The organism is Janthinobacterium sp. GW821-FHT03A03 (genome assembly GCF_059421435.1).
On the sequence record NZ_JBWKUZ010000002.1, the window covers coordinates 328,169 to 340,642 of the forward strand.

Sequence of the window (12,474 nt, forward strand, 5' to 3'; positions counted from 1 at the left end):
CGGGGCCCGCGCGGCCCTGTTTTCTTTAGGAAATGCTTTGATCCGTATCAAGCTACCTGGCAGCCTGCCGGCCGCCGCCCTGCTGGCCGCCGCCAGCCATGTCCACGCGGCAGATGCCGCCATGCCGCCGCCGCACTGTCCGCCCGTCGTGCTGCCCGCCACGGCCGCGCCGCAGCAAGGCACGGCGCGGCTGCGCCTGCTGTTGCGGGAAGATGGCAGCATCGCCGAAGCACATGTGGAGCGCAGCAGCGGCCACGCCGGGCTCGACGGGGCGGCGCGCGCGATGGCGCTGCGATGCCGCTTCCAGCCCTACCGCATCGATGGCAAGGCCAGCAAGGCATGGGTGGCGCTGCCCGTCAGCATGGAAACGGCGCGGCCGACGGCCGTGCTCGCCAATGGCGCCGCCGCCATCCGCGCGGCCACCGTGGACATGCGCCACTGCGCCCGTCCCGACTATCCGGCCGCCGCCCAGGCGCAGGGAGCGCAGGGCACGACGTATCTGGGCTTGTTGATCGGCACCGATGGCGTGGTGCAGGAATCGCGGCTCGATCGCAGCAGCGGCCACCCGCAGCTGGACGAGGCGGCCCGCGCCGCCCTCAGCGCCTGCCGCTTCGCGCCCGCCATGCAGGACGGCGCGCCGCTGCAGCAATGGGCGCGCACCAGCTATGTCTGGCAACTGGACTCCTAGGCGCCGGCGCCCCTCAGAACTGCTCGATCCAGGCAGCCAGGTGGTCGGGCGTGAGCGCCGGTTCAGCCTGCACCAGCTTGCCCTGCAAGCCCTGCTCCACTTTGCTTAGCTGCAAAGACCAGCCGCGCCGCGCCAGCCACAGCAGGCTGGCCAGCCAGAAGCTGTGGATGGCCGAAACGGGCGCGGTGGTCGGCGTTTCCAGGAATTCCGTCAGCAGGCGTCCGTCGAGGAACAGCGCCGTGCCGCCCTGGTTTTGCAGCGCCGCGCCAAACACGGGCGCCAGCATGTCGACGGCCCGCTCCACGCCCGGTCCCGCGTGTTCGCGTTCGAGCGCGTCGAGCTGCAGGCGCACGGCGGCGCCGAAGGCCGTGCTGCGGAAGGCTTCCGAACTGACCAGGTCGGCATAATCCATCAGCAGCCAGTCAGGTTCGGGCGGCGTGACGCCGGCCGTCAGCGCCGCCGACAGATACGCTTCCACGGGCAGCTGCTGTTCCGGTCCGGCCAGGCTGGCGCACAGGGCATACAGGGCGCCGATGCGGTTGGCGACGGCTTGCCGCTGGCGCACCATCAGCTTTTCGCGCAGCAATTGCGCATGTTCATTGCGCAAGCGCGCCAGTTCCAGCGCCTGCTTGAGCTCCATGCGCAGGGCCGCGATATCCCACGGTTTCTGAATGTAGCGGTGGATCTGCCCCTGGTTGACGGCTTCCACCGTGTGCTCCAGCTCGGAATACGCGGTGGTGAGGATGCGCACGATGTGCGGGTGGCGGTCCCAGGCATAGGACAGCAGCTCGTTGCCGTAGGCGCCGGGCATGCGCTGGTCCGACACGAGCACGGCGATGCGGTCGGCCTGCTCGTCGAGGATGCGCTTGCCCTCCTCGACCGAGGTGGCCGTCAGCACGTCGGCCAGCGGCGCGATGGCGCGCTGGAAGTATTTGAGGGCGTTGGCCTCGTCATCGACGTAGAGTATCGTCGGCAAGCCTTGCGCCGGCTCACGCTGAGCCGGTAAACGCAGATTGGCGTCAATCATGCTCGTTCCTTATATGTACTGGAAAATTCAGGGTCACCGTGGTGGAACTGCCAAGCTCGGTGGCGATGTCGAGATTGCCGCCGAACGATTGCATCATGCGGTGGCAAAATACCATGCCCCAGCCCTTGCCGCCTTCGCTGCTGGCACTGACGGGGTCGATCAACAGCTGTTCGACAATCTCGGGGGCGATGCCGGCGCCATTGTCGCGCACCTTGATGTGGCCGGCGCCGATGCGGATGCTGATCTGCGGCTGGGCTTGATCATTGACCGAGCGCAAGGCATTGCCCAGCACGGACGAGACGATCAGCGCCACGCAGTTGGGCGACTCGGCGATGGCAAAGTCTTCACCCGTCTCGACGCTGATGGCGGCGCGCTGGGCCGCGCTCAGGGGATAGCTGTCGAGCAAGGCGGCCAGCAGCTGGCGCGCGCTGCCGGCGCTGCGGCCGCCCTGCATGCCGGGTCCGGCGCTGGCCAGGCGCACCGTGTCGACAAAGCTGGCCAGCACGGACAGGCAATAGCGGGCATTGCCGTGCATCAGGGCGGCCGCCTCGCCGATCTCGGCCTGGGGCGCGCCGGCCGCCTGCGCGCGCCGTTCGATGCCGCGCGCAAAATTGGCGATGGCCGCCAGCGGCGTATTCAATTCATGCGCAAGAAAGGCCAGCGATTCTTCCATCGCCACCAGGCCCTGGCGCCGCGCGGCCCGCTCGCGCCCCGTCTGCACGGCCAGCTGCAGCGCCGTTTGCATGGCAGCCAGGTCGAGCGGTTTTTCCAGCAAACGGAACAAGGTGCCGCCGTTGATCAGTTCCAGCAGCACGTCCTTGTCCGCGTAGGCGGTGACGAGCATGCAGACGATATGCGGATAACGCTGCGCCACTTCCTGCAGCAATTCGCTGCCCAGGCGCTCCGGCATGCGGTAGTCGGTGACGAGCACGTCGACGTGGGCGGCCTCGTCTTCCAGCAGGGCCAGCGCCGCATCGACGCTCTGCGCCGTGCGCACACGGTAGCGCGCGCCGACGGCACGCTCGAAATACTTGCAGGCGAGCGCTTCGTCGTCCACGTACAGCACGCAGGCGCGGCTATCGTTGTCCATGCTAGCGGCCCTCCCAATCGGAGCGCTGCAGGTCGAAATTCATGCTGGCCCACTCGCCCAGCTCGCTTTCGGCGGAGAGGGTGCCGCCGTGGCGCTCGATCACGCCATAGCTGATGCTCAGGCCCAGGCCCAGGCCCTGCCCCACTTCGCGCGTGGTGAAGAACGGTTCGAACACGCGCGCCAGGTTTTCCGGGGCGATGCCGGGACCGTTGTCGCGCACGCAGATGCGCAGCCGGTTGTCGTCCCAGCGGGCCGTGACGTGGATCTCGAACGGCGGCGCATTGCCCTTGCGCATGGACAGCACGGCATTGCCCAGCAAGTTGATCAGCACGCCCACGATGGCCGCCTCGTCGCCGCGCACCAGGGTGTCGACCGGCAAGTCGTGGCTGATGCTGACATTCTTCGTTTCGTGGCCGACGAGGCGGATGGCCGCCTCGAGCGCGCTGCGGAACTGGAAGTGCCCCGTTTCCAGCTGGTTGCCGCTCTTGCGGTAGGCAAAGGTTTTCAAGTCCGACACGATGTGCTGCACGCGCAGCATGCCCTGCTTGGCGTCGGCCAGGCATTCACTGACGAGGGCGCTCTGCTTAGCGGCCGGATCTTCGATGGCCACCTCGATGGCCATCATGCAGAAATTCACGGGATTATTCACTTCATGCAGCATGCCGGCGGCCAGGGTGCCGATGGCGGCCATTTTCTCCTGCTGCAGCATCTGCCCCTTGATATCGGCCAGACTTTTGTTGGTTTCTTCCAGCTGCGTGTTCTTTTGCGCCACTTCCGCCTTCAGCTGGAACAGCATGAAGCGGGCCCGCTCGTTGAAATAGGTAAAGACGGCGCTGATGCTGGCCGACATGATGAGGAACAGACAATTGACGACAAACGTGCCCGGCAAGTCGAAGCCGCCCGCATGCCAGGCGCAGGCGGCCACGTACAGCAGGCAGGAAATGGCGCCGAAGACCATGTTCTGCCACAGGCCGAAGGCCAGCACGATGCCCGACGAATAAATGGCCAGGGTCATGCCCACGTAATAGATCGAGGTGGCGCCTTCCGTGACGGCGATCATCCACGCGATCATGATCTGCGGCAGGATCAGCCACACGAAGGTCAGGCCCTGGATGCGGTCCTGCGCCCACTGCGTGCGCATGCCCAGCACGACGCAAAAGATCAGCGCGGACACGACGATGCGCGCGCTGGTGAAAGCCGACTGCATGTCCGGATACAGGGCCGAATCGAGGCCCATGCCCAGCAGGATCAGCACGATGCCCGTGTAGGCCCCGCCGCGGCTAAATTCCAGGCGGAAATCGCGCAAAACAGCCGTGTAACCGGCGTGCAGGCCTGGATTATCCATCATCAGGGTATGCTCACTTCCGCAAAAACATTCACGCCCGTGGCGTCGACATAGATTGTCGGTTCCGTCGCATGTTCGGGCAGCAGGGCCGACAAGCCCGCCTCATTGCGATAGATCAAATGCCACTCCAGCAAATGCTCCATGCCGAACTTGCCCGGATTGTCGGCATGCACATTCGTCACCAGCAGCCGCCCGCCCGGTCCCACGCGCGAAGCGAAGTGCAGCAGCAGGCGCGCGCACACCTTGTCGGACAGGTAGTCGAAGAGGCCGGCGCAATACACGGCGTCGAAACTGCCGGGCAAGCCCGTCGCGCCCGCGCCATGGCGGCGCTTGAGCAGGTTGTGCACGGAATCGTGCACGTAGTCGATCTCCACCACTCTTCCCGTGCGCTGCATGATGGTGGTCAGGCGCGCGCGCGTCCAGTCCAGCGTCTCGCTGCTGAAGTCGACCAGCTCGAAGGCCAGCCATTGCGCATCGGGGCACGTTTCCAGGAAACGCTGCACCTCGATGGCGGGGCCGCAGCCCACGTTGAGCACTTTATACACGCGCCCGGCAGCGCGCGCCGCGGCCGCCTTCTGCGACAGGAATTCCGTCAGGATATCGATGCGGTTGCGGTGCGCGGTGGCCACGGCCGCCTGCAGAAAGGCCGCGTTGACGATCTGGAAATACGTGCTCGGCCCCTGGCGCGGATCGTCCAGCAGCTGGTTGACCATCTGGTAGTCGCCCGCATAGCCGAGCGGCTTGGTAAACGTCCGGAAGACGAACGGCGCGCGCAGGATCAGCGGGTGCAGCGCCGCCTGGGCGAAGGCGCGGTGGGCCGGCGCCCGCTCTTCCTCGACCAGCGACGCCTCCACCTCGAGCTGGCGCAGGTACAGCTGGGTTTGCTCCATCAGCGGCAGGGCCAGCTCGTCGAAGACGTCGGGGCGCAGGCGGCCGTTTTCCTTCGGCAGGGAGTCGGACAAGTCGACCTGCTCGACCCAGCGCGACACTTCCGACAAAAAGGCGCGCATTTCATTGACGACGATCTGGTAATCGCGGCGGATGCGGAAACGCTCGCCCCAGCCGGCGACAAAGGCGCTCGACTCTTTCAACACGGCGCCCTTGACCACCACCACGTCGCTCAGTTCACGCCATTCGTCGATCAGGGTGACGGAAACGATGGCCGTCAGGCCCGTATTGACGCTGCTGATGACGACGGCCTTGCCCACGTAGGCGTTTTTCGCCCCCATGCGCACCGTCAGCTCGTTGAGCACCTCGCTGACCTGCACAATCGAGTAGGGATTGTAGATTTCCATGACCAGCGAATTGCGCTGCAAGTTGAAAATCGTGCCGCGCACCGCCTCACCCTGGGTGTTGCGGAAACTGACGACTGGATCGATCTGCGATTGTGAATACACGATTGAGCATTATCAAGTTGCCCGGCTTCCGGCGCGCCATGCTGGGCGCGCCAGTTTCCGGGCGGGGTTAAGGCACGGCAAACCGGTTGTCTGCCGCCGGCCCGCCATCGCGATGGCGGTGTCGCGGCGTCGCGTGACGCCGTGCCGGAGCGCCTCGCAGCGCGTCTGTCCGCTCTCTGATCGAGTGTACTATGGATGTGGCAGAACGGGCAATTGTTCCCTCTGGAACCACCTGGCATGGCGCCTGCGCGCAACGCCCCCGTTCAACCAGAGACAAACAGGGCCAATGCGTGCCGCAGCAACTGCGGCGTCTGCCCCGTCCAGCGCTTGAACGAGCGGCGGAAGTTGGTGGCATCATGAAAGCCGAGATAGGCGGCCACGGCGTCGTTGTCGTAGCCATGGGCCTGGAACAGGTAGATGGCCTGGTGCGCGCGCACCTGGTCCAGCTCGGCCTGGAAATGCGTGCCATGGCGCGCCAGGTGGCGTTTCAGGGTGGCGGGACTGACGCCGAACGCCTGCGCCGTGCGTTCCAGCGTGGGCGCGCAGCGGATGTTCGCCAGCAGATAGTCGTACAGCGCGCCCAGCAGGCTGGCGGCGGGCACGGGCGCCAGGGCCGCCGCGCGCAGGGCCAGCGCCGCGGCCGTCGCGTTGCCGCGCGGCCAGGGCTTGTCGAGCCAGGCGGAATCGATGAGCATGGCGTCGACCTGGCAATCGAAGCGCAGCGCCAGGCCCAGATGCACTTCGTGCTGCTCCACGTGGCGCGGACGGGCACGGTTGAAACAGAAGCGCCACGGCAGCGCTTCGCCGGCCAGCCAGCGGCACATGGCCGCCAGCGCCGTCATGTGCATTTCCACCAGAAACGGCAGCTGGCTCGGTGCGCCGAACGCATCTGTCCAGTACAAGACGTGCATGTCGCCCGCCACACGCAAGCGCGGTTGCAGCAGCGGACACAGCAAGGTATGGAAATCGCACAGGATGGCCAGGGCCTGGCGCAGGTTCTGCGCCTGCAGCAGGGCGTGGCTGACGGCGCCGTAATGGCCGGGCAGCATTTGCTGGCCCAGCATGAAGCTCGTGTCGGCACTGTCGAGGCCGCGCGCCACGTTGGCCAGCAGCTGCAGGTATTGCGCGGCGCTGACCTGGCTTTCCTCGGACGGCAGCGGGCCGTCGTCCAGGCCCGTGCCCTTGAGCAGCGGCGCCATGGCCAGGTCGCGGCTGCGCGCATAGTCGAGCACCAGCGCCGGCTGGTGCCGCGCCGCGATACCGGGGTCGCCCGCCTGATTCAGCTGCATCAGGCAGGCGCGGTGGCGGGGCCGGGACTGGCGCCCGGGCGCGGCGTTTCCACGGCCCGGCTCAGTTCGGCCAGCACCACTTCCGGCACGCCGTCGGTGAGCGAGCAGGCATGGCGCAGGCTCAGGCGGATTTCGCGGTTGTCGTTGGCGTGGTGGCGCATCTGCCCCACCATATAGCACAGGTGGCGCGCCCTGGCAGCCGCGTCCTCGCGGGCCACGCCCGGCATCAGCACGGCGAAGCGGTCGCCCGCGTAGCGGCACAGCAGATCGTCATTGCGCAAGTTCAACAGCAGCATGTGGCCCACGGCTTGCAGCACGCGGTCGCCTTCGCGGTGGCCGTATTCGCGGTTAATCAGGTGAAAGCTGTCGATGTCGAGCAAGACCAGCGCGCAATCGAGGCCGGGCCGGCGTTCCTGCTCCAGGCGCATCTGCGTGCGCAGATAGCTGGCGTCGGCCAGCTGGGTGATGCGGTCGAAGGCGCGGTGGTCGCGGAACAGGCGCTCGCGCTTTTGCAGGTGTTCGTTCAGGCGGAACTGTTCCTGGCGCCAGTAATACATGCCGATGGTCAGCACCAGCATGCCGAACGGAATCAAGGCTTCCAGCCAGTTATCCCACACGTCCTGCTTGTCGACGGCGAAGAATTCGTCGAGGCAATCGGCCCAGGAACCGAGCATGATGGCGCACAGGCCGCCGGCGATCAGGCTCGTCACCCTTCCCCCAGGACGACTGCTCAGGGTGAACAGGAACCACACGCCGGCCATGACGGCCGTGCCGCCTTCGCAGACGATGTCCATCCACTTCCAGATGGCAACTGGTTTCGGATGGCCGAGGGTGGCGTACAGCAAAAAAAACAGGGGCAGCGCCAGTGCGGCGGCAATCAGGCTGTTACGGTGCAATGGCAGCATGGGGAAAACCTTTAAAAGTGGTGCTGCCGCCACGATAGCGCCCGCCCATGACGGCACGATGACACGCCGCGCACCCGTGCGGCAGGTGCAAACGGCTCACCATTACGAGTTGCCGTCATGCAAATACGGCATGCCGCGCCCCGCGCGCCCGCAGCAGACCGGTCATTTCAGCTCACCACGCTTCATTTCCGGCTGGAAAGCCTTCACGCGCCGTTGTTTTCAGGGCAGCAAGCCCTGGCCTGTCACGCAACCGTCATATTTGCTGCCTAGAATCCGCCCGGTTCCTTCCCCCTCACCGAGCCCTTCATGAAAACCATGCACACTTCCTACCCTTCCCCGCTGCGCCTGACGGCCGTGGCCCTGGCCGTCATGGCCGTCTTCGGCGGCGCCAGCCAGGCGCAAGCGCAGGATGCGGATGGCCAGCCCGGCGCCACCGTCGTCGTCAGCGGCCAGCGCGCCAGCCTGCGCAACGCCATCGCCGCACAGGAGAAAGCCGACAACATCATCAGCGTCATCAGCAGCGACGATATCGGCGGCTTGCCCGATAAAAACGCGGCCGAGGCGCTGGCCCGCCTGCCGGGCGTGTCCGTGCAGCGCGACCAGGGCGAAGGCCGCTACATCACGGTGCGCGGCCTGGGCCCGGACCTGAACGCGGTCACCATCAACGGCGCGCTGGTGCCGTCGCCGGAAGCGGGGCGCCGCGCCGTGGCGCTCGATATCCTGCCTGCCGGCCTGATCCGCACCCTGGAAGTCTCGAAAACCTTGCTGCCGGAAATGGACGCCAACTCGCTGGGCGCCACCGTCGAAGTCAAGTCGCTGTCCGCCTTCGACTTGCCAGGCAAGCTGCTGTCGGCCAACGTGGCCGCCAGCCATGATGAAAAGACGGGCAAGACCAGCCCCAGCGGCGGCGCCCTGTGGGCCCAGCGCTTTCTCGATGGCAAACTGGGCGTGGCCGCCGGCCTGAGCGCGGAAAAGCGCTCGTTCGGCTCCGATGACGTGGAAACAGGCGGCGCCTGGAGCAAGGGCAAATTGTCGGCTCTGGAATTGCGCGACTACCTGCCCGTGCGCAAGCGCGGCGCCCTGGCCGTCAACCTCGATTACCGCCCGGAGGCGGGCAACAGCTGGTTCTTGCGCTCTTTTGTGAGCGAATTTTCCGACGATGAAGTGCGCGACCGCTTGACCATCAGCAATATCGCGGGCGGCAGCCTGGCCGAAGACCAGACGGCCAGCGCGCGCGCCGAGCGCCGCATCCGCCAGCGCAAGTACACGCAGCAGGTGCGCTCGCTGGTGCTGGGCACGCAGCAGACATCGGGCGACTGGACCCTGGACGTGAAAGGCGGCCTGAGCCGCGCCACGGAAGACACGCCGGAGTCCTTGAACGACGGCCGCTTCCGCGGCCTCAGCAACTTTAACGGCATCAGCTTCCATGGCACCGAGCAACCATTGTTGAGCGGCCCCGCCTCGCTGTACGACCCGGCCGGCTATGCACTGAACGCCATCACCCTGCAAAAGCGCTATTCGAAGGACAATGAACGCCATGCGCGCATCGACCTGGCCCGCAAGTTCGACATCGCCACCCTGAAATTCGGCGCCAAGGTCAGCCGCCGCGAAAAAACCAATGACACGGATCAATGGGCGTATAACAGCAGCAAGGCTTCCAGCGGCAATTACTGGGGCGCCGGTTCCACCTCGATGAGCGCCTTCGTGCAGGGCCACCATCTCGACTACGACCTGGGCAACATCGGCGTGGCGCTGGACCCGGCCCTGATACGCGCCAGGGTCGCCGGACTGGACCGTGACAAGGCGCGCCTGGCCACCGAGTCCATCATCAACGATTACCGCATGCATGAAGACATCAACGCCATGTATGTGCAAAACAGCTACGACTTCGACGCCTGGCACATCCTGGGCGGCGTGCGCGCCGAACGCACCAGTTTCGAGGCGGCCGGCTCGCAGGTGGACAGCGCCGGGTTGGCCACGGCCTTGACGCGCGAACGTTCATACACCAATTGGCTGCCGAACCTGCAAGCCCGTTATGACGTGGATCAAAAAACCAGCGTGCGGGCCGCGTGGACGCAAGCCGTCGTGCGCGCCAACTTCAGCCAGCTGGCGCCCGGCATCAGCCTGGCCAGCAATACGGAAGCCGTGATCGGCAACCCGGACTTGAAACCCTTGAAAGCCAACAACCTGGACCTCGGTATCGAAAGAGTCCTGGGCAACGACGGCGTGATGTCGGCCTACGGCTTCTACAAGGACATCAAGAATTTTACGTACACGACCAACCTGGCCGGCACGGGCCAATGGACGGGCTACACGACGGCCACCTCGTATGCGAACGGCGACGCGGCCAAAGTGAAAGGCATCGAACTGGCCTACATGCAGCCGCTGCGCATGCTGCCGGCGCCGTTCAACAAGCTGCTCGTCGGCGTCAACGGCACCCTGAGCACCTCGAGCGCGCAGATCGGCCGCTATGACAAGGCCAGCAAGCAACAGATGAGCCGCGACATCCGTCTGCCGGGCCAGTCGAACCAGGTGATGAATGTGATGCTGGGCTATGAAACGGGGCCCGTCAGCGCCCGCCTGGCACTCAACTACAAGTCGCCCTACCTGCTGGAAATGGGCAACGATATCCTCGACCCCAGCCAGGACCGTATCGTGGACAGCCAGAAGCAGCTCGATTTCTCGCTGTCGTACCAGATCAACAAGCAGTTCCAAGTGGTCCTTGAAGCGGCCAACCTGAACAACGAGAAATACTATGTCTACCAGGGCACGAAGCAATACAACGTGCAGAACGAACAATACGGCCGCACGTTCAAAGTGAGCCTGAAAGCGAGCGCCTTCTGATGATGATCAATAACATGAAAAAGACCGTACTCTGCAGCGCTGTGCTGGCCGCCTTCTGCCTGGGCGGCAGCGCGCAGGCCGCCCCTGCCCAAGCCGTCCCCACTTTCACGCAGGAGGCGGAAGAACTGGCGCGCCTGCCCGGCGGCGGCTGGCTGACCCTGGACAAGCACGGCCTGCGCCTGTTCGATCCTGCGGGCAAGGAGCTGGACCGCATCGCCGTGCGCGCCAAGCAGCTCGACACGCGCATTGACGGCAATCAAGTGCTGGCCGTGTTCCTGGAAGCGGACACGCAGCGCCCGCTGCCCGTCTCCGTGAACGTGCAAGCCGGCAAGCTGGTCAAATTGGCGCCGTTTCCCGTGCCCACGTTTTCCGTGGAAGCGTCGTGTTTGTACCGCGACGCCCAGCAGCTGGCCCATCTGTTCTTGATCGGCAAGGATGGACAGGCGGAACAGTGGGTGATGCAGGGCGAGCAGCGCAGCCTGGTACGCAAACTGGCCCTGCCCCCGCACGCCAAGCATTGCCGCGCCGACGATGGCGCGCAGCGCCTGCTGGTGAGCGAGGCTAACATGGGCGTCTGGGCGTATGAGGCCGAGTCCGAAGGCATGGGCAAGCGCGAAGTGGTGGCGCTGCGCAAGCCGTATGGCCAGCTGGACGGCGGCGCCGGCGCCCTGGCCGTGCTGCCCGGCGGCGTGGCCGTGCTCGACGGCAAGGCGGAAAAGCTGCACCTGTTTGCCCACCAGGACGACCGGTGGACGGCGCAGCCGGCCCAAACGGTCGCCTTGAACGTGCGCAAGGGCGACAGCCAGCTGGCGCTGGACAAGGACGCATTGCTGCTGCGCGGCAAGAACAGCTGGCAGGCGCGGCCCTTGAAATGGGCCGGCAAGGCGGAAATGCAGCCTGCGGTGGCCATCATCGCGCCGCAAGCGCAGACGGAACCGATGGCGCGCCAGGGCGATGCGGCCGACGACCCGGCCATCTGGCTGTCCAGCAACCGGGCCGACTCGCGCATCCTCGGCACCAACAAGAAGCAGGGCTTGCTCGTCTACGACCTGCACGGTAAACAGACGCAGCTGCTGGAAGTGGGACGCCTGAACAACGTCGACGTGCGCCAGAACATCCAGTTGAGCGGCCGCAAGGTCGACCTGGCTGTGGCCACGCAGCGCGACGACAACAGCATGATGTTGTTCACGATCAATGCCAGCGGCGAGGTGGCGGAAGCGGGCCGCTTCGCGACTGGCCTGAAAAGCATCTACGGCATGTGCTTGTACCAGCCGGCCGGCGGCGGCGTGCAAGCGTTCATCAACGACAAGGACGGCACCTTCCAGCAGTACAGCATCGGCCTGGAAGACAACAAGTTCAGCGCGACTCTGTTGCGCAGCTTCAAGGTCGCCACGCAGCCGGAAGGCTGCGTTGCCGACGACGCCAACGCGCGCCTGTTCCTGGGCGAGGAAACACGCGGCGTGTGGACCACCTCGGCCGACGCCGCCAAGCCCGACGCCCTCGCCATGGTCTTGCCCGTCGGCCCGCACCTGGCGGCCGACGTGGAAGGCATGGCCATCTACCGCCAGCCGGGCGCCAAGCCCGGCACCGGCTACCTGGTCGTCTCCAGCCAGGGCGACAGCAGCTACGTCGTGCTCGACGCACAGGCGCCGTACAAGGTGCGCGGCCGCTTCAAGGTGGGATTCAACTTGCCCGCCGGCATAGACGGCACCTCGGAAACGGATGGCCTCGACGTCACGTCCGCCAACCTGGGCGGCGCGTATGCGCAAGGCATGCTGGTGATCCAGGACGGCTACAAGCGCCTGCCCGACGGGCCGCAGAACTTCAAGTATGTGGCGTGGGGGGATGTGGCGAAGGCCTTGAAGCTGGACTAGTGACACGGGGCCGGC

Annotated in this window: 9 protein-coding genes; 3 read left to right on the plus strand and 6 right to left on the minus strand. The window is 65.8% G+C overall.

Annotated features, from left to right (window positions below):
- Window positions 1-37 precede the first annotated feature (37 nt).
- Window positions 38-688 (plus strand): energy transducer TonB, encoded by a 651-nt coding sequence (locus tag AC07VI_RS08090; RefSeq protein ID WP_492994346.1) that lies wholly within the window; start codon window positions 38-40, stop codon window positions 686-688.
- Between the two features lie 13 nt (window positions 689-701).
- Here the strand turns inward: AC07VI_RS08090 and AC07VI_RS08095 are convergent, their stop codons facing one another.
- The 6 genes from AC07VI_RS08095 to AC07VI_RS08120 form a co-directional block, all read right to left on the minus strand.
- Window positions 702-1,715 (minus strand): response regulator, encoded by a 1,014-nt coding sequence (locus tag AC07VI_RS08095; protein WP_086144462.1) that lies wholly within the window; start codon window positions 1,713-1,715, stop codon window positions 702-704.
- On the minus strand, window positions 1,708-2,805 hold the full coding sequence (locus AC07VI_RS08100) for a hybrid sensor histidine kinase/response regulator (RefSeq protein ID WP_492994348.1): 1,098 nt from the start codon (window positions 2,803-2,805) through the stop codon (window positions 1,708-1,710). The genes AC07VI_RS08095 and AC07VI_RS08100 overlap by 8 nt, the downstream gene beginning before the upstream one ends.
- 1 nt (window position 2,806) lies before the next feature.
- Entirely contained in the window at window positions 2,807-4,150 is a 1,344-nt protein-coding gene (locus AC07VI_RS08105) for a sensor histidine kinase (RefSeq protein WP_086144609.1), read from the minus strand.
- Window positions 4,151-4,152: 2 nt separating this feature from the next.
- On the minus strand, window positions 4,153-5,547 hold the full coding sequence (locus tag AC07VI_RS08110; RefSeq protein WP_086144460.1) for a class I SAM-dependent methyltransferase: 1,395 nt from the start codon (window positions 5,545-5,547) through the stop codon (window positions 4,153-4,155).
- A 263-nt stretch (window positions 5,548-5,810) separates the two neighbouring features.
- Window positions 5,811-6,836 (minus strand): AraC family transcriptional regulator, encoded by a 1,026-nt coding sequence (locus AC07VI_RS08115; RefSeq protein ID WP_086144459.1) that lies wholly within the window; start codon window positions 6,834-6,836, stop codon window positions 5,811-5,813.
- Complete coding sequence (locus tag AC07VI_RS08120; RefSeq protein ID WP_086144458.1) at window positions 6,836-7,741, minus strand: GGDEF domain-containing protein; 906 nt, start codon at window positions 7,739-7,741, stop codon at window positions 6,836-6,838. The genes AC07VI_RS08115 and AC07VI_RS08120 overlap by 1 nt, the downstream gene beginning before the upstream one ends.
- 306 nt (window positions 7,742-8,047) lie before the next feature.
- Here AC07VI_RS08120 and AC07VI_RS08125 point away from each other — a divergent pair, with 306 nt between their 5' ends.
- Complete coding sequence (locus tag AC07VI_RS08125; RefSeq protein ID WP_099419830.1) at window positions 8,048-10,585, plus strand: TonB-dependent receptor; 2,538 nt, start codon at window positions 8,048-8,050, stop codon at window positions 10,583-10,585.
- A 14-nt stretch (window positions 10,586-10,599) separates the two neighbouring features.
- Window positions 10,600-12,459 carry a phytase gene (locus AC07VI_RS08130; protein WP_099374569.1) on the plus strand — a complete coding sequence of 620 codons (1,860 nt, stop codon included), beginning with the start codon at window positions 10,600-10,602 and terminating at the stop codon, window positions 12,457-12,459.
- The last annotated feature ends 15 nt before the right edge of the window (window positions 12,460-12,474 follow it).

What these genes read in the sequence shown, in the direction of transcription:
- AC07VI_RS08105 (WP_086144609.1), bottom strand. Translation starts at nt 4,150, where the DNA reads ATGGATAATCCAGGCCTGCACGCCGGTTACACGGCTGTTTTGCGCGAT.
- AC07VI_RS08095 (WP_086144462.1), bottom strand. Translation starts at nt 1,715, where the DNA reads ATGATTGACGCCAATCTGCGTTTACCGGCTCAGCGTGAGCCGGCGCAA.
- AC07VI_RS08120 (WP_086144458.1), bottom strand. Translation starts at nt 7,741, where the DNA reads ATGCTGCCATTGCACCGTAACAGCCTGATTGCCGCCGCACTGGCGCTG.
- AC07VI_RS08100 (WP_492994348.1), bottom strand. Translation starts at nt 2,805, where the DNA reads ATGGACAACGATAGCCGCGCCTGCGTGCTGTACGTGGACGACGAAGCG.
- AC07VI_RS08125 (WP_099419830.1), top strand. Translation starts at nt 8,048, where the DNA reads ATGAAAACCATGCACACTTCCTACCCTTCCCCGCTGCGCCTGACGGCC.
- AC07VI_RS08115 (WP_086144459.1), bottom strand. Translation starts at nt 6,836, where the DNA reads ATGCAGCTGAATCAGGCGGGCGACCCCGGTATCGCGGCGCGGCACCAG.
- AC07VI_RS08130 (WP_099374569.1), top strand. Translation starts at nt 10,600, where the DNA reads ATGAAAAAGACCGTACTCTGCAGCGCTGTGCTGGCCGCCTTCTGCCTG.